The following is a 17438-nucleotide window of genomic DNA, read 5'->3' on the forward strand; positions in this document are numbered from 1 at the left end:
AATCAGGAAACGATATGGATGAGACGCTTGGACTGTTTTTGGCCGCTAATGATGCCGTGGCTGTTCGTGGAGGTATCGGTGCAGGTAAGGATGGTGGAAATGAGGAGCTGGACAGATACTCGAAGGACCCTCGGATCGCCATAATTACTGCATTACCTAAAGAAATGGCGGCTTTGAAAGAGGTGCTCGGTGTAAGCTATCAAACTCCTTCGGAGCTTGACGGTGCGGTATCATTTACTACGACCACGATTGAGGTTGGCACAGGCGAAAACAAAAAATCTGAAGATATTGTAATGTGTCAGTGCGTCAAGATGGGGAATAACTCTGCGGCGGTAGCTGCAACAGCACTACTGATCAAGTATCCGTCTATTGAAGATATCTTGATGGTCGGAATCGCAGGCGGAGTACCCATACTGGATTGGAAGCGTGGTAAATGTCCAAAACATGTTAGAAAAGGAGACGTAGTTCTTGGTGATCAAGTTATTCAGTACGATCTAATAAAGATTGAGGTTGACGAACACGAAAATCGGGCTCGCCCGATTCCTCCATCTGCGAGGCTTACTACCGTTGTGAACCAGATCGACGAAGATAGGTTGCGCGGTAAAGATGACTTCGAGAAAAGAATGTTGCGCAAGATACCTGAAGCATTCAAAAGACCGCGAAACGACGTAGTTTACAAATTTAGCAAGAACGAGACTGGAGAGCTTTGCAAAGAAAAAGCCACTCATCCGAGCCAAGATCGACCGAAGAAAGCTCCCCTTGTACATAGGGGCACCATCGGTTCAGCAAACGCACTGTTGAAAAGCCACGAGTATAGGGATGAATTACGAGAAAAATTTGGCTTGGCTGCTGTCGAAATGGAAGGAAGTGGAATAGCAGATTCAGCTTGGCATTTTCGAGTGGGTTATTTGGCAGTCCGCGGCGTTTGCGACTATTGTGACATGGATAAGGATGATAATTGGCAAATGTATGCCGCATACGCTGCGGCCATGTACTCCAAAATGGTTGTTGAGCGGTCTATACAGATGGGTTAAGGACGAGTTCAATCCGATGTTCTCGCTTACATGGTAACAGTGCTACAAACTTAGTTAAATCATCTTCCCGTTCAAAGAATACGAAACCACCGTGTATGTGAGAGACGAGTTGACATACGGCTAGGCCAACACCAGTGGAATCAAACTCCAAACGGTCTGGTTTCCTTTGAGAATATAACTTGAATAATGACCCCCTAATTTCCATATCAACACCGGGCCCGTTGTCTGCCACCACAATTTCAGCCCAAGTCCCTCGACCGGCGAACTTGCCTACTTTTTGTCTGTATTTTCGAGAAAGCTCACCGAATGATGTTTCGCCTAGATTAATAGATACGCTGGGTTTCTCTGATAGAGATGAAAATTTGACTGCGTTTGATATATAGTTTTGTATTAGCTGATCAAGATGACTGCTAATGCACTCCACAGTTGCGTCTCCATTGAGGGTGGGAGTTACAGACAAAGCACTGTTTAGCTTTGAGATTCGAACAGTTGCGACATTTCTTGATGCAAGCTCACGTATATCTGTTGGTACAAAAATTTCGTCAGAAATTTCGCCGACTCTTATGAAATGAGATAGGCCTCCGAACATATTTACTATTCTTCGTGAAGCAGACAAAGCCTGACCCGAAAGTACTGTGACGTCTGTATCTCGTATGTCATCGGAAAGCTTGTATAGTATCTTGCATTGCTCTGATAACCTGATCATTTTTGGAGAAAGAGATTTTCTGATTTTCGAGTATTCCCGTTCGCGCTCGAAATCTCCAAGGTTTCCGATGTTGCCGCCAAATCCTTTGAATTCAACGTAGAGCTCAGCTTCAATCTTCGTTATCTCTTCTGATATTTGAGACACTCGCTGTTGCCACTTGGATACATGATTTGACGTTTCAAAATCTTCGACGATATCTAAAACTTCATTGACATTTCGCCCGATGACTCCAAGGGGTATCCCAAAATCATGCCGCAGCGCCGCTCCAACAACTTTAGTCGCATAGTCTTGGATATTCATACTCTCTCGGTCCATAAGTCGGTGTCCGATAGTTGTAAGCAAAAATGCACTATGTGTTAAATGGAAAATGCAGCGATTGGGATGGTGGTGCACACGGAACTTGAGCACACCAATAGAACGGTGGATGTTCGCCGTGCGAGTAAGTGCAGCGTGAAAGGCGAATTCGGAAAAACTTGCGATGCCAGTGAGGGTAAGGCCCGCAAAGCTTCTAAAGCACCGGTTCGGAACGAAGGATTTTGGGCGGTATTTTACATAATGAGAGTGTATACCAAGGGGTCACATAGCGATCATCGATACAGATACATGGAGCTACTTTAGAACCGGATGGTAAGACGATTGGGTTCAGTACTGGTACAAGTGGTAGAGGTTTGAATTCTCAAGGCGTGTCCGCAGGAGTGACGGTTGCGAATTTGGTTCACAAAATGGTGCACAAAATGAGACACATCATTTCAAAAAAGATTTTTGAATCAACAAGCTGTATGATTTAGTGGCGCACTTCGTCTCCGCCATTATTCTTTTGGCAAGAAAACCCCTCTAACACCTTGAATGGCAAGGTGGTTTTTGGTGTTCGAAGTCCTTTATTTCGCGCATAGGTAATTTGCTCTGCAAAAGCCAGTCTCAGGACCGTTCTTTGTGCAATCAGATTGCCACTTTTCCAGAGTTTCCAAGGGTTTGACAGGAATTGCAGTGCGTGTTCGAACATTTGCTCGAAGGTATGCATCGGTTTTCCCTTATTGTGCAGTTTTTCGTCCAAAATCAGTTTCTCACGCTCCATCTTTTCGATACGTTTTTCGTAAGCCGTGATCAGGGTTGGGCTGTCTGCCTCCACCACGCGATCCAGCAGGCCTTCGATTTTCTTTTCGATCTGGTTGCGTTCGGTGCGGATCAGGCGCTTGTCAGCCTCCATTTGCCCCGCACGTTGCCCCCAAGCGTCTTTGAACATCTTTGACGCCATTGCAAACATGCCCTCGGATGGTTTGAGGCTTTGCATCAATTCGTCAAACTCACCTTCGAGCACATCACGACGGATCGATTTGCGATAGCTCGGGCATCCTTTGGCGTGGCAGAGGTAATACGGATGTTTCTTGCCCGACTTGCTGGTGGACCAGCAGGCCGTCAGAGGTGTGTTGCAATCATCGCAGCACACGAACCCCCGCAATGGAAAATCCGCGTTGATATCCTTGCGAGCGGGCGCTCTGGCCCCGCCCTTGATCCGTTGCTGGATCAATTCATGGGTCTCCAATGAGATCAGGCCTTCATGATGTCCTTTGCGCAGAGACACATCAAAGCCTGCGCGGCTTGGCTTATGATAATGTCGTGCAGTCTCAATCTATCGGGCAGTTTTTTGATTTGGCCGACATGTTCCTGATTTCCGGGCAGGCAATGGATGGCCATATCAAATCCATAGACATGACGGACGTAAGCAAAGCCAACCCGGTAAAGACCAAACTGCCAGCGGTTGACTTGGACTACCTTCGCGCGCGGGACGGTGCCGACAATCTCGTGCCTGGGCCGATGAAAGACATATTCTCCATCTTGGCGGCCTATTGGGACAGCAAGGGCAGTATGGGAATCCAGCCCGGTTTGGTCGCAAGCCTGTGGCGGCGCGGGATGTCCGCGTCAGACATCGTTCGGAGCATTCGGGCCTCGACTGGAAAAGACGGGCAGTTGATCAAAGCAACAGGGCGTGGCCACGATATTATGCACTCCGTTATTGAAACCTATCTGCTTTGCAATGGTCTGCCCACCGATGCAGAAATTCCGCAAGCAGAGATGGGTGACTTGGTCGAGCGTTGGCTTACGGCCACGCGCAGCGTGTCGCTCAAATCGGCTGATGCGTCCAACTCGGTTTTACACTGGTCAGATTATCGCCGCTTGGGGTTGGTGGATCAGGCTGGAGCCGCGCTGCTGGATCAAGTGCGGCAAGTCGCTTTGCAGGTCTTTGTGCATGATGCGATTACGTTTGCAGAATTGTCTGCCTGGGTTGACGAAAACCTGCCGCCTACACAAAAGACCTCGGATAGAAGTACGGCGGCACGGGCCAAGCTGAAAAAGAAGCGCAAACAAGGAAAGTTGAACCGCAAACGCGGACGGCGGTGATCTATAGAGGCGGTAGGTCGAGGAAGTATCGCGTATAGCGACGTTCGCCGGTTTTGCGTAAAACCCCTTTGGTAACCAAATCGGTTAGGTCTCGGGTCGCGGTCATGGCCGTTGCTCCAGTGATCTGGCGATAGTTTGCGGCACTGAGCCCCCCCACAAACCCATCCGGTTCCGCCCGAAACAACCGCAGTAGCGCCTTTTCTTGCCGTGTGTTCAGTTGGCCGCTTAAGCGGCTGAACATTTTTGTCTTGTCGATCAACCGTGTCATCTTGTGTTGGCTCAGCGTTGCAGCCTCCAGCACAGTTTCGCCAAACCAGAGCAGCCAGGGCGTGATCTCGAGCGAGCGATTGGCCGCTTCCAGCGCGTCATAATAGCCACGTTGCTTGCGAGCAATCATCTCACTCAACGCAATCAGACTGGGGCGACCGAGGCTTTGCGCCAGCGCTTTTTCGGAGATGGCACGACCGATGCGACCGTTCCCATCCTCAAACGGATGCACGCAGACAAAGTAAAAATGTGCGAGGCCAGCGCGGGTTATCGCGGGAAGATCGCGGCTGCCTGCGAACCAATCGACAAAAGCCGCCATTTCGGCATCCATGTTGACTGATGGCGGGGCCTCAAAGTGGATTTTGGGCTCATAGACCGCGCCGGATACGATCTGCATTGGCTCTGAGTGCTGTCGCCAGCCGCCAATCACATCCAAGTCGCGCCGCCCATTCATGATCATGCGGTGCCAGTCGTACAGGCTTTCCGCTGAAAGCGGCCCGTCGAAATCCCGATAAAGCGCCACCATCATCTCGGCGATCCCTGCTTCGCGCGGTCCTGAACGGCGGTTATCTGTCTTGAGACCGAATTGCCGCCGCACCGAGGACTGGACGGAGTCCCTGTCCAACATCTCGCCTTCAATGGCTGAGGTTTCCATCGCCTCATTGCTGAGCCAGTCAATGCGCAGGGTCTCGCGGTCATTTTCGGCCAAATGTTGTGAGGCTCCAACCAACTGGCCAGACCGCGCAAGAAACTGGGCCTCCAGCGGGGCCAACGCCTGTCGCTCCCAGTTAAACTGGGGCCATTCAGGGAGTTGCCAAAGCCACGGGGTGTTTTGAGTCATGTTGTATAGGAAACCTTTCTATACAACATACTTTACCTAATTCATGTAGTATAGCAAGCCGATCTAAACATCATCCCGCTGGAACCGCTGATGCGCTTCCCAGGCCAGTTTGGCGTCAACTGACTTGCCTTCAGCCTGTTTTAGAGCCTGCCAAGGTGACGTGGTTTCAAAAAGCTGGCGCAGACGCATGGGCCGAGTATTTTCGTCTTGTTGCAGGAAGCGTGGCTTGTGTCGGCCTGATCAGCGCATTGATTGGTCTCAACGCCAGCTTTGCTTGGGAACTTGGCCGTGAAGCGGCACAGTTCCAGATCCTGTTCACCATGGGCGTGATGGCGCTCGATATGATGCGACCGGGTTTTGTGATGATGGGGCTCTACTTTGGCGGGCGCGGTCACCTGGCAACTGGTGGGCTGGCCCTTTCAATCGCATTGGCCTTGTCGCCAGTTTCGGTTCGGTCCACAACGTCGATCCTGTCTGCCTCGTTCCTGCTCGGTGCCGAGATCAATTCTGACGCTGAAACGCGCGCGCAAACCCGTGAGGCTTTACGCGTGCAACACCAGAACCTGCTGCAGCGTGCTGCCCGGGATGAAGCCGCTTGGCGGCAAGAATGCGCGCGCGGTGGATGCGGCCCCGTTGCAAGTGAGTTGGAGGCACAGTTTCAGCTTACCGTCGCAGACGCACAGGAGGTGCTGGATCGGATTGTGTCGCTGACGGAGGTAGAGGAAGGCAACTCTGAACTTCTGGCGCGCATGGTCACAACCTTTGAAAGCTTAGGCCTATTCGGTGCGGGTCGGCAAATTTTGTTGCCGTTGTTCCTCGCGATCAGCCTGGAACTCGGGGCGTTGTTTGGGCCTGCATTGCTGTTGCGGCGGCGCGCCTGCTGACATTAGGTGGTTTATGTGTAAAATCTTGACGCATCCGCGCCGTCCAAACGCAATGAGCAGCAAACCATAGTCTAAGTACTTAAGAACTAGAACTTGCAGCCTCTTAACTGGTACTTGGTCCAGTACGGACGAACGAAAGACCGCGCGCTATTGGTTGAACCTTTAGAGCCGCAGAAGGCTGCGGCTGATGCAGCGTTATCGCATGCATTCAAACAGCTCTTCGCAAACGCCATGCAAATCGTTCACGTCGTCATACCTAAATTCACATCGCTCGCCCCAAGATCCTTCAACACGATCATATCGGGTGTTGATCCAGATGTTCGGGCCGCCAAAGGCAACCAACAGCCGAGCGCCAAGGAACTGGCCACGTTGGCCGAGTGTAAATTCAATGTCGAGGGCATTGTCGCGTGTTTCATAAGCAAGCGTTTCACTTACCTGCCCAAGCTCGTCCGCGATGTTGCGGCAATTTAGTTGAAGCTGGTCAGTTGAATTGGTCATGTCTGTTTGGGTTAATGGATAAGACAACACCGACGCACCACGCCCCCAAAGGGCGGGCGTCAAGGAGGAACCCGCTGAGGGTTTTCAGGAAAAGTTGCAGACTTTTCCGGTTCGAAAACACGAAAGAATAGCGGGGCAAATCCTTTTCGCACAACCAGGCGTGGTAGCTTGAGGTGCTTCTTCTCCGGCCCGAACCGAGCATGAACCGATATCACATACAGCGTTTGTGCAAAGCTCGACGACTTAAGGCTGACGGGATAACCTGCTTTTGATCCTTACCCTTATTATATGGCTGAAACACCTGACCAATTTCCGGAGCAAGACCAACAGCTAGATGCCGACACACTGGCAATTCGCACGCTCAATGACCAACTTCGTACGACATTGTCAGGCGGGCAGGTTCTGCTGACGCCTGGCGTAAATGCCTTGAAAAGTGACACGATGCAGCGTGTCATCGACGCAGTGCGCGGCTTTGACGATTTCACACCCGACAATGATCCCTACGGCACGCATGACTTTGGCATGGTTGATATCGACAGCGAACGCGTGATGTTCAAAGTGGACGCTTATGACAAAAACCATGAATACGGCTCACCTGATCCAGCCGATCCATCGGTGACCGCCCGTGTTCTTACAATCCTACTCGCATCAGAATACTAATCTCAAACCAGTGATTTTCGTTTGTATCGTATCGGAAAACGCTGCCTCTCGCCTTCGGCTCGAACGCGCATTCCGATACATTTTTTCTCCTAAAACGAAAACACTTACATGGGTCTCGACCAATACGCCTTCACCCCCGACCGATCAGAAAATCCTGAGTTCATCTGGCGCAAACACGCCAAGCTGCAGACCTTTATGGAAAAGCTTTACTATGCGCGAGCTGGCGATGGCGCTGAAAGTTTCAACTGCGTTGATCTCGCTCTAACCGCCGAAGATATCAAGGCATTGGAGGCTTTGGTGTCCAGAAACGATCTGCCCGAAAGCGAAGGTGGCTTTTTCTTCGGTCATCAATGGCAGGATGAAACCGCCCAAGAATACAAAGAACAGGACCTGAAATTCTGCAAATGGGCCGCTGCCGTTTTAGAAACACGCCAACAGGTCGTGTATTCCTGTTGGTGGTAGGCTCCACTTACTTTTTCACCGCTCCCACATGTCCACCCCGCGCCACCATCACCGTTGCTGATCAACACGACAGTTTTGACCTTTGTCAACATCACGACGGGTACCCCGACGGCCCTCATGGCTTTGTGCGCCATATCGCCCTGGCGCGCCGTGTGGCGTGGGATTTACCGCGTTTTGAGGCGGCGGATTTCGCAGCCGCCATCATCGCAGTGCTGAAGGATCGCGGCGGGTCGAGCCAACCCGCACCATGCGATGCTTCATTCGGCGTGCGCCACATATCAAAACCTTGGGTGATTGCTTCAAAACCAGCGAGTGTCATTGCACCGCCAGCAACAATACCTACCACACTGGTGCCACCAGAAACGGGCGTAAGAGCCGTGGACCCCAAAGCAAGCGCGATTCCACCAACCACCTCAACAGCACCGAAAACCACGTTCAGAGTTCCCCAAGCAATGCGCGAGCTGAATGAATCGGTGAACTCTTCACTGTCAGATGCGCCTGGGATACCAGAACGTGACATCCAATCACCCATCACGGCATTAAGCCACTTTGCACCCTCATCATTTGTTGGAAAATGATTAATCAGGTCGGCGTCATCAGCACCAAACATCCAGTTAAATTTATCGATATTCTTATTAATGCGGCTATGAATATGAAGTGTCTTAGCGTCAAAGGACCAGTGTATTAAGTTCCCTTGTTGATGCTCAAGTTCACTGCGCAATCGTTTTTGGGCGGGTGAATAGGTATGCCCTCCGGAGTTCCCGTGCCATTCAAAGTAATCGCGTGGCATTTCGTCGAGCTGACGTTCAATCGTTTGGAATTCTGTGTCTGGCTCATCGTGAAATTTGACATCATAGCCTTCCTGCTCAATCAGCGCGGATAGAAGTTGCGCGCGCTCTGGATATTTGCGCGCGAAACAATCCATTAATCCGTCAAGTGTAAGGAGGGCGCCATCATAGATGACTGGGAAAAGCTCATCTGTAAGCGGATAACTGTCGATATCAGCCAGACCCAAATCGGCCTGAACATCAGCATCAGAGCCCACAAACAGGGCGTCTAGTGCAGTATCCCCAATCCTCTGGGGAATAAACACGCCTTCGCCGGGGCATGTGGCACCGTTCGCACAATCGTCATTTGGTAGAAAAAACTCAGGATCCATGGCCGTGGTAGTTCCTTATCTTCTTTCCAAATACGCGCTTCATCTGCTGGGCCATCAGGACAAACCTATCATTCGGGTCATCCGTAACCCGTTGAATTTGATTCTGTATATTTGGTGTTCGGGTCTCAAAATCCCCGTTTAGCGCTAATGCCCAATAAACAAAGCTGCCGAGATGATACCTGCTCTTAAATCCGTAATTATGGTACTTGTGAACAATCGACGCTGAAAACTCTTTCGCTTGCTGGAGTGTTTGCGCACCACGGTGTGTATTTTGCTCCAAGAAATAGCTCATGGCGAAGCCATATGCATGGCTTCTCAGTGCCAGAAAACGTACAATTGACATATCAATTTCTGTACGTATTTCCCTATTATGACCGCTCATATTGATAGCCGAACATGTCTTTACCGCGTCGTGTCCCGTGCTGATGTAGGTGTGGACAAGCGGCGTGGATGGTTTCAACGGATTAAATCCAAACAGTGGCCGCAGATAATTGTCACCGTTGGGTTGGACAAAACTTATGTAATCTATCAGGCATTGTGTTTCCCAGAACCTGAAATAAAACCACTTCCCCTGTTCATCTTGCACCCGTGTGAATTTCCGAAAATGCTTCCACATGTCATCCAACGTGCCACCTGACCGTACATAAATCCCAGCCTCTGCGTCCCAGAGGTGCCACGGGGCGTCGGTTTGCGTGAACAGATTGCGGGTGAAGGCATTGCCGTCTTCAAGCTGGACGATCCATGGGGCCACATCCTTCAATTCGTCAAACGCATCGCCCTTGAACAGGCAGCGGTGCACGAGGCCAGATACCTCCAGCAGTTCGGGCAGGTTTGGAAATTTGGCCGCATCAAGGATCGCGTAGGTATGCAGTGGTGTGTCGTCAGGCTGGCCGAATAATGGTTCATATAACGCATCCGGCACGGTCTTCAAAACTGCGACGCCAAACTGTTCATCAAGTGGTTTCACGCCATCGATTGTGTCGATCTACAAAGCTGGTTCGGTGGGCGTTGGCTCGCCTTTGGGCGACTGGACCCAGTAGTCATCAAAATCGTCCGCGTCCAAAGCAAGTCGCCTTTTCACGTTTCAAATACAATCACCCGAAGATCACTCTGGGCTGCAGCAACACAACCATAACGGGCCAATAGGGCGAGGAAAAGGCCACCATTGTTCGTCGTCGAAATATAGGTGAGCCAAGCAGCATAAGTATGCGCCCTTGCTCCGCAATAGAAGGTTGTAGTTGAGAAATATTGAGATCAACGCCATAGTAGTACGCCAAAGTCAACTTTGTGGCTCAACTTCGCAACTAATCACAGTCGCTACAGATCGCTGCTAAGGGCCGGATCTGCTGGGCGTAAGCGATGTGTCAGTCGAAGATCCTGCAACCGATCTAACGGCGGCTGAGAGCCCAGAGTGTTGACTGCTGCGTACGCAACGAACGTCTGCTAATGTAGCAGCAGAAGACATGCTTGCGTTGAAATTTGAGAACCTTACGTATGAAAATTAGAAGATTATTGACCACATTGTTGAGTAGCTCCAAAAAATCGCAAACACAGCTCGACTACCAAAACGATTACCGTCGAGCCGAACTATCCATTGAAATTGCAGATCCCGAACTATCCCCTTTTGGAGAAAAAACCAGATTCTACGATGCCCCAATAAAGATAAACCAAAATTTATGTCGCCTGCGCCACGGTCTCGGAAGGCTTGAAGACGCTATCTACCACCTAGAAGAGGCCCTAGCGATTGGCCCCAACAGCATTGCTGGCAGAGCGCTCATTGAAGTGTCTTACATCAAGTACGCGACTTGTTTCACTGATGGCAAGACATCACCTAATGTAAGCGGTGTTTGCAAGATTTAGAACGCGGCTTACAATGAAATTGACTAAAATCGAAATATTATCGATTGATTTTACACGCTGTGTTTTTTACCCGTCAGACAAAATCAGTGATTTTGACATTAATGCGGTCTCGTAACTTTTTAAACAATATTTTGCAGGTTCACCATAGGCTTTAGTTCCGCCAATTTCCAATTCTGGAAACAACTCTATGAGTTCATCATATGTATTTCTATCCATTTGTGATAAAGTGGTTTCGCCTGGGTAAAAACTCTCAGTTGGTGAACCTTCAGCATAAATAATTTCATGTTGATCAAATAGGACGTGGAAATATTCTACTTCACCACCCTCTGCTCGCGTTATAGTTATGTCGTTTAATAAGCTAACGGCACTTGCTAACACTTGCTCTTCTCCAAATAGAACTTCAGCTTGCCGACCGGTCAATAACATTTTGTGTTGTGGTGAAACGTATAAATCACGCTTATTGTCTAACGTACCGCGTTTAATGCAAATTGGTGCAAATTTACCTTTTGCCTGACGTTTTGTTTTGCTAATCCATCGAACCGGCTGAAGACCATTATCCAATGTTTGAATTAAGTCTCCTGGAGAAAGTGTTTCCACTTCCTTCTCACCTTCGTCAGTTAATATCCGTGTACCCCGGGTAAAACAGACCAACATTACGTTATCAATTGCGATGGCTTCGTTCTGTCCATACTCACCGCCGTAAACAGGTGCAAAGCTCAACGTTTGAATGTCAAAGGTCGGTGTGAATTCGAATGTGTAGCCACTCATACCATCAGCAAATTCATTACCATTAAAAGAAACTGCGACGGAACCAAGTGAAACAGCGCCTTGAGGAAGACCCGTACCGCCTGTACCAACTTGCCCCGCTACTGGACTGCCAAATATTTCAAGATATACGACTCCGTCAAATGCCGGTTCGGAATTGTAAGTAACGCCAGCATACTTACCTGCTTCTGCATCAAACGTGAGTGTATAGGTATTTCCAGCAGTTAGTGGGTCATCTAAATCTTGGGATATACCTTCACGCCATGTGGGACCTGTTACCAACCCAACATAGCTATCTCCATCGGTTGGAGTCTGAAAGGCCCACCAGGCAGGTTCACTTCCGTTGTCAAGATAATCAGTCGTAGAGTTATTCCACCTAAACCATGAAGGATTACTCCCCCCACCGGACGAGTTGGGGACGTTGTCTTCAAATGATCCGTCAGTAAGTAAACTCATTGCATAGCCTCATCGGAATGTGTGCTGCCAGTAGCCTCAATAAAGGTAAATTATTGTTTACTCTCCGGAAAATTTTTTTGTGTTGCGTTTACATACCGCCTGTAGTGTTATTCTCACACCTTGTTGGTTGCAGCATCTGAATCACTACTTTGAAGGGCATCTTGATCAGTGGAAAACAACATTACCTCTTCAATGAGTTTTCAAAACTTTACGGAAACTTTGGCGGCCAAGGCTAAATCATTAGATATAACAATTCATGATCTACTTGTTGAAATTGAACGAGAAATTATCAGCGAAACTCAAGAAAACTATGGCTCGCAATATGAATATAGAGTCAAAATCAATCAAGACAAAGGTAGATTACAGTTAGCTCAAGTATTGGAAGTTATTGAATTTGTAACTGATCCAAATCGCCAATTATCACTTGATAAAGCAATCAGCTTAGATCCCACCTTGAAGGTTGGGGATTTAGTAGCCAATCAAATTGAACCAATAATTCCAAATACAGCTCAAAAATATTTTGAGTTCCAACAGCTTAAGATTGAAAATCTAAAAATCAATGAGCTGTAGCCAAGTCGGAATCTGACAGAGTTAATAAATAACATTAGGGGCTTTGTTGCACAAATCGTTTGAAGGGATTCAGTTTATGAATCCAGCGTGATAGCTGAAGACATGAGCAGTTGGGCCCCTACGAAGTACAAGACCAAGAATTGGTCGTCTTACAATGACAGCTTGAAGCAGCGCGGATCGTTGTCGATTTAGTTTGATCCGGAGATGGTTTGGACGCCGCCGCCAAACGTCAAGCGAAGTCGGCAACAGCAATTCAGTGATGCCGCCATTCAGACGTGTCTGACGTTGAAGGTCCTGTTTGGCATGCCGCTTCGGCAGACAACTGGGTTCGTCCAAAGTCTGTTGCGATTGGTCGGGCTGGACTGGACCGCGCCGGACTTCAGCACTTTATGTCGCCGCCAGAGAACACTGAATTTGGGCCTGTCATATCGAAGCTCCAAAGGTCCATTGCACCTCCTTATCGACAGCACAGGTATCAAGGCCGAAGGTGAAGGCGAGTGGAACGCCCGCAAGCATCCCTCTCACACATGCAAGCATGTGTTGCCGGGCAGTGGGCGGCCCCAAACGCCGCATCTGGCAAAAAATACTTATTGGAATTGACGAAGAAACACTGGAGGTTCGGACGGTCGAGGTCACCAGCAGCAACGTCGGAGATGCTCCATGCTGCCAGAACTTCTGAACCAAATCCCGCCCGGCCAGGACATCGGCAGCGTCACAGCTGATGGGCCATATGACACGCGTAAATGCCACGAGGCGATTGCCGCCAGAGGTGCCAATGCCGTGATCCCTCCGCGCAAGAATGCCAAGCCCTGGAAGCCCCCTCTCGTGCATGCTGGCATGCACTGCCGGGCAGTGGGCGAGCGCCGGAGCGATTGCCCGAAACGAAGCGGTCAGTGCGCAGCAATATCTGGGCCGCACCTTGTGGCGACGTTGGAGCGGATACCACCGCCGAAGCCGCGTCGAAACGAAGATGCATTGCATGAAACTACTTGGCCAATCGCTGATGGTGAGGGACTTTGATCGGCAGGTTGCAGAAATCCACGTCCGCATCGCCGTCCTCAACCGCTACACGGTTCTTGGCATACCCGTCACTGAGCCTGTAGGTTGAGTCCGTATGGGGTAAGGCGAAGAGCGTCCTTCGCCTGATTTGTGCAACAAAGTCGGTTAGAATGCGTAATGCGCTCTCACCGCATGATGATAAATCTGAGGAGATTTCGGAATAAATGTTCGATATGCTTCCCCAAAAGCTCGAAAGAAGGCATTCAAAGAATTCTGCAATTCTGTGGCCGGAATGTGGGAGTTCTTTTGAACTAAACATCTTTTATAGAAGGTATGAATCTTGCGGTGGGGAGATTGGTGAAGGTTTTATTTTCTGTTGGTCCGCCAAAGAGATCAAGGAATATGAAAGTCTCAGAACTGACATTTATCCTAACTCTTGGAAAATATTTGGTGGAGATGGCGGCGGCACGCATTTTGGCTTCTGTCAAAGTGAGACGGGAATTTTCTTTTTCTCATGCGATCCGATTGATCCAACAGGAAGTGTAACTTGGTTGGGCGCGTGGTCAGAATTCATTCAACGCGTGAGCCAAGGTAGTTGTATCGACTTCAACAGCGATGAAAAACAAAGCGGCCATTGATAGCTTGCACAACGAACGGCGGCTAAGTCCGCAGAGCCGGCATAGGTTTCAACAAATCCAACGGCGGCTTTGAGTCAGCGGGGGAGTAATCTTTCAAGAAGTCGGCAGTAATTTTACCACTTGGTCAAATTCGTACAAGGCTCATTATGGTAAATAGATGACGGATAAACTGATCTGAGCTGCCTAAAAGCCCTGGATAAGCATATCGATTGCGGATGTGATCTTCTCAAACTCTTCATCGAGTTTTCCAGCTGAGGTTTTGATAATGCCAGTTGGAACCGCCGCCATAAACTGCGTAACCATAACGACTGGTTGATCTTCGAAATCAAAAATTGGATTGAGCCTTGTTGCAGGCTTCGGTGCGCTTGATGTTGGCAGCAATGGCACGACGACCCTCGTGTTGAGATCACTCAGAAGATCTGCTTGGACATCCAAAAGATAACCATCACCGGACGGGTTGGGAAATACGTCATATTTAGCCATCAGAACTGACGGTAACTATCAAGCGGCAATCCGTGCTTCTCGACGTATGCGTTGGAACTGCGAATCGCCGCGGCATTCTCAGCTTTCCATTGTTGTGCCTTGGCTACCGAAACCGCTACTCGCACGCCATCCTCTGCAGCGCGGGACAGGTTTACCTTCAATGCTTTAGCTTGTGTAAGCAAATTAGCGTCCAACGACAGGTTTGTAGGCTTTCGTGTATGCGAATTCATGAGACTACCTCCTGGAGAGAGGATATACTTTAGTGGTATGCGCGTCAATCATGTGCATGAAAAATGCGCATTTACAATCTATCTTATGTTAAATCTACATTTTTGGAGTAAATATCTTGTCATCATTATTTTAAGGAAAAGCCAAGTTTTCAAGAATTTATTTGGATCCATTAACTAAATCGGCCATTTTGAATTATTTTAGTTCCATGCCAAGTCTAGCGGGATATCCATATCTACGATCACTCGTTTACCTGACTTAGGATCAAAATAGCCCTCGATGGCAAATTGTGTTATACCGATGATCATGGGCAGAGTTTCGTAAACCGATTGCAGCCAATCTCGGTGAGACTCAAGAAACAGTCTGAACGAAGCAGATAGCTCTTCTGGCGCACAAATATCAGACGCAACTAATCCTTCCGCCGAAACCGACTTGCTTGATATAATAGGATGATCTCCTCGCTCTGTCTCAAACACGTACATTGCCTGCCCCCACCCTGCTTCTAAAATTAAACCAGTTTCGCCGAACACGACGCGGAAGCACATCTGCTCAGTATGTTGTTGGGGAAATACATTTAGGGTTGTGTCAGAATCGAATGATCGTAAGAACGCAAGGCATCGGGCATCAGACCACTTGCTTCCCAAGACTTCGCTGCGAGCGTGACAGGATATGTCGTTCCGAAATGCCGACACCCTGGTCGTACGCCCTGGATATTCAATCGATCGTACGTAGCTCAAGAAATCTTCCGCCGTCCAAGGTGCTGGAAAGAACTTCCCCTCGGACATACCAAAGAGGCAGGCAACCAGGAGCTTCTTCATTACTTTCCAGTTTCGTGAATTTGAGCTGGATCGAATTGGACAGACTGACGTGAAATAACTGAGGGCCACTTCCTGTGCGAGTCTAGTTTGCCTGATTGACTGCGCGAATATGATTACGATTCCGTGACAAGTAAGAAGCTTTGGTTGTCATTGTATCGCGATGATACGGGAGCCAGATTGGGGGAACGGATCGACGACATAACAGTCGATGGTGGCACCAAACGGACCGGTGTCGCTGTGCATTTTGGCGAAGCAAGTAACGGCTGTTTTACATTCAAGGACGTTAACCAATACAAGACGTTCTTACGCAAAATGGCCAAGACGCCGCCCACTTACCACGATTCTCGGGGGAACCCAGTGAAGAAGGGCACCCCTGGTGCAATCGAGGTTTATGGAAAGCTTGTTGTTGGGGGAATGCCAATACCAATGCCGAGGATATTGCGATGACTAGCCGATGAGTTCTTGCAATATACAATGAGTGAGCTTGAATTTGGATTCAAGCTTATAGGGGCGCAAGTCAACAGCGCCAAAGGCGGGATCAAGCAACCTCAAAGCGCCTCCTGAAAACGACCGTCACCAGCTTTTGGGCATAACTCATCCAACCCGCAAGCTCTCGCTATAAATGAGGGAGGCTCGGGCGGGGCAGATTACGGCCAAGATATCTGACATCATATTTTGTTATTTATCGATGGGTCTTAGGCCCAGATGATTAAGTGAAAGGAAGCCCTCTTCCTTGTTGATCAGCAGGTAGCCCCAAGTTTTGCGCATTTTCCATCAAAATCTTGGCCATCTCATCCGAACGCTTGCGGGTACGGTCTGCTTTCATCAGGGTAGGATTTGACGCTAAAAGCTGTGCTGCAAACCCTGTGATCGTGGGGCAGGCCATCGACGTTCCGCTCAGTTGTCCATACCCGCCCGGTACGGTTGAGACGACGCCCACGCCCGGACCCGTAATATTCAGGCTGTTCCCGATGCAAGAAAAGGCGGCAAAAAAGGTGTCGGGTGACGTGCCGCGTGAGGCAGTGATATCTTGTTGAGCTTGCGCATTCACGGGCAACACATCAGTCCGCCCAACGGCAGAAATACCAATGCAATCCGCGTAGTTCGACGGCGATCCAACATCTCCGCCATGCGAATTATTGCCGGCAGCAAGCACCAGAGACCCTTCGTTACGCGCATGCGTGATCGCCTCAGCAAGAGCTGGGTCATCGCCATCGACCCCAAGGCTCATGTTCAGGAAATCGCATCCATTTTCGACCGCATGTGCGACAGCCTTGAGGATCGCGAAATTTGTAGCGCCCGACCCATCTTTGGCAAAGACTCGGTAGCTCATCAAATTCACGCTCGGCGCGGTGCCTTTCATCGGGCCATTTGCGCCAACGAGGCCGGCGACATGAGTCCCATGTGGGTCACCATTTGACTGAAAATCATTTGGATCTTCATCTTTGACACAGTTGAGGCCACCCACCAAATTCAGGCTTGGCTCTGGGTCGACACCTGTGTCGATGATCGCAACTGTTATGGCCTCTAAATCCGTGGTGGAAGAATTAGGGTAAAAATACCTGACGCAACGGCTGTAATCGTCGAGAACCGTGCTGAGATAGAACCAGCCCCACCCAAGGACCTTGATGTAGGTGAAGTCGGTCTGCCAAAGCTGATTGATCGCTGTCGTTTTGTCTTTGAACTCGCTCGCTGCCTTGATGACGATGA

18 protein-coding genes and 2 pseudogenes are annotated in these 17438 nt (G+C 49.5%); 8 read left to right on the top strand and 12 right to left on the bottom strand.

All coding sequences use genetic code 11. From position 1 onward, the window contains the following. Window positions 1–14: 14 nt before the first annotated feature. Window positions 15–1034, top strand: coding sequence for a 5'-methylthioadenosine/S-adenosylhomocysteine nucleosidase (locus ABJL60_RS08900; RefSeq protein WP_348373899.1), 1020 nt, complete (start codon window positions 15–17; stop codon window positions 1032–1034). Here the strand turns inward: ABJL60_RS08900 and ABJL60_RS08905 are convergent. Continuing rightward, the gene (locus tag ABJL60_RS08905; protein ID WP_348373900.1) at window positions 1018–2040 is read right to left on the bottom strand and encodes an ATP-binding protein; all 1023 of its coding nucleotides are present in this window, start codon (window positions 2038–2040) and stop codon (window positions 1018–1020) included. The genes ABJL60_RS08900 and ABJL60_RS08905 overlap by 17 nt on opposite strands. 484 nt (window positions 2041–2524) lie before the next feature. After that, window positions 2525–3322: a recombinase zinc beta ribbon domain-containing protein gene (locus ABJL60_RS08910; RefSeq protein WP_348373901.1), complete on the bottom strand. Its 798-nt coding sequence runs from the start codon at window positions 3320–3322 to the stop codon at window positions 2525–2527. 35 nt (window positions 3323–3357) lie between these two features. Between ABJL60_RS08910 and ABJL60_RS08915 the strand changes: the two genes are divergently transcribed. Beyond that, window positions 3358–4140, top strand: coding sequence for a hypothetical protein (locus tag ABJL60_RS08915; RefSeq protein ID WP_348445235.1), 783 nt, complete (start codon window positions 3358–3360; stop codon window positions 4138–4140). A gap of 1 nt (window position 4141) precedes the next feature. On the opposite strand, the gene ABJL60_RS08920 is transcribed toward ABJL60_RS08915, so the two are convergent. Next, window positions 4142–5248 (bottom strand): Fic family protein, encoded by a 1107-nt coding sequence (locus ABJL60_RS08920; RefSeq protein WP_348373902.1) that lies wholly within the window; start codon window positions 5246–5248, stop codon window positions 4142–4144. Window positions 5249–5403: 155 nt separating this feature from the next. Here ABJL60_RS08920 and ABJL60_RS08925 point away from each other — a divergent pair, with 155 nt between their 5' ends. Further along, entirely contained in the window at window positions 5404–6132 is a 729-nt protein-coding gene (locus ABJL60_RS08925; protein ID WP_348373903.1) for a hypothetical protein, read from the top strand. Between the two features lie 195 nt (window positions 6133–6327). On the opposite strand, the gene ABJL60_RS08930 is transcribed toward ABJL60_RS08925, so the two are convergent. After that, a complete protein-coding gene (locus ABJL60_RS08930; RefSeq protein ID WP_348373904.1) occupies window positions 6328–6630 on the bottom strand; it encodes a hypothetical protein in 303 nt (100 codons plus the stop codon). A 288-nt stretch (window positions 6631–6918) separates the two neighbouring features. On the opposite strand from ABJL60_RS08930, the gene ABJL60_RS08935 reads away from it, so the two are divergent. After that, on the top strand, window positions 6919–7290 hold the full coding sequence (locus tag ABJL60_RS08935) for a DUF3768 domain-containing protein (protein ID WP_348373905.1): 372 nt from the start codon (window positions 6919–6921) through the stop codon (window positions 7288–7290). A gap of 108 nt (window positions 7291–7398) precedes the next feature. Then, the gene (locus ABJL60_RS08940; RefSeq protein WP_348373906.1) at window positions 7399–7752 is read left to right on the top strand and encodes a phosphoglycerate kinase; all 354 of its coding nucleotides are present in this window, start codon (window positions 7399–7401) and stop codon (window positions 7750–7752) included. A 115-nt stretch (window positions 7753–7867) separates the two neighbouring features. On the opposite strand, the gene ABJL60_RS08945 is transcribed toward ABJL60_RS08940, so the two are convergent. The 3 genes from ABJL60_RS08945 to ABJL60_RS08955 form a co-directional block, all read right to left on the bottom strand. Continuing rightward, window positions 7868–8911 carry a hypothetical protein gene (locus ABJL60_RS08945; protein WP_348373907.1) on the bottom strand — a complete coding sequence of 348 codons (1044 nt, stop codon included), beginning with the start codon at window positions 8909–8911 and terminating at the stop codon, window positions 7868–7870. Beyond that, a complete protein-coding gene (locus tag ABJL60_RS08950) occupies window positions 8901–9878 on the bottom strand; it encodes a DUF4123 domain-containing protein (protein WP_348373908.1) in 978 nt (325 codons plus the stop codon). Before ABJL60_RS08950 ends, ABJL60_RS08945 begins: the two co-directional genes overlap by 11 nt. Window positions 9879–10837: 959 nt before the next feature. Beyond that, window positions 10838–11992: a Hint domain-containing protein gene (locus ABJL60_RS08955; RefSeq protein WP_348373910.1), complete on the bottom strand. Its 1155-nt coding sequence runs from the start codon at window positions 11990–11992 to the stop codon at window positions 10838–10840. A gap of 168 nt (window positions 11993–12160) precedes the next feature. Here ABJL60_RS08955 and ABJL60_RS08960 point away from each other — a divergent pair, with 168 nt between their 5' ends. From ABJL60_RS08960 to ABJL60_RS08970, 3 genes and pseudogenes are all read left to right on the top strand, one after another. Beyond that, window positions 12161–12562 (top strand): NusA N-terminal domain-containing protein, encoded by a 402-nt coding sequence (locus ABJL60_RS08960; protein ID WP_348287397.1) that lies wholly within the window; start codon window positions 12161–12163, stop codon window positions 12560–12562. A gap of 102 nt (window positions 12563–12664) precedes the next feature. Further along, window positions 12665–13670 (top strand): annotated as a pseudogene (locus ABJL60_RS08965) (IS5 family transposase). A gap of 115 nt (window positions 13671–13785) precedes the next feature. After that, on the top strand, window positions 13786–14199 hold the full coding sequence (locus ABJL60_RS08970; protein ID WP_348289316.1) for a hypothetical protein: 414 nt from the start codon (window positions 13786–13788) through the stop codon (window positions 14197–14199). Window positions 14200–14382: 183 nt separating this feature from the next. Here the strand turns inward: ABJL60_RS08970 and ABJL60_RS08975 are convergent, their stop codons facing one another. The 5 genes and pseudogenes from ABJL60_RS08975 to ABJL60_RS08995 all read right to left on the bottom strand — a co-directional run. Continuing rightward, on the bottom strand, window positions 14383–14682 hold the full coding sequence (locus ABJL60_RS08975) for a CcdB family protein (protein WP_348373911.1): 300 nt from the start codon (window positions 14680–14682) through the stop codon (window positions 14383–14385). After that, entirely contained in the window at window positions 14682–14912 is a 231-nt protein-coding gene (locus ABJL60_RS08980) for a type II toxin-antitoxin system CcdA family antitoxin (protein ID WP_348289319.1), read from the bottom strand. Before ABJL60_RS08980 ends, ABJL60_RS08975 begins: the two co-directional genes overlap by 1 nt. Before the next feature lie 198 nt (window positions 14913–15110). Then, the gene (locus ABJL60_RS08985; RefSeq protein WP_348373912.1) at window positions 15111–15728 is read right to left on the bottom strand and encodes a hypothetical protein; all 618 of its coding nucleotides are present in this window, start codon (window positions 15726–15728) and stop codon (window positions 15111–15113) included. Between the two features lie 709 nt (window positions 15729–16437). Further along, on the bottom strand, window positions 16438–17196 hold the full coding sequence (locus tag ABJL60_RS08990) for a S8 family serine peptidase (protein ID WP_348289520.1): 759 nt from the start codon (window positions 17194–17196) through the stop codon (window positions 16438–16440). A gap of 96 nt (window positions 17197–17292) precedes the next feature. Continuing rightward, window positions 17293–17438: pseudogene (locus ABJL60_RS08995) on the bottom strand (DDE-type integrase/transposase/recombinase); the annotation flags it as partial.

This window comes from Ascidiaceihabitans sp. (assembly GCF_039986515.1).
Taxonomy (GTDB): Bacteria; Pseudomonadota; Alphaproteobacteria; order Rhodobacterales; family Rhodobacteraceae; genus Ascidiaceihabitans.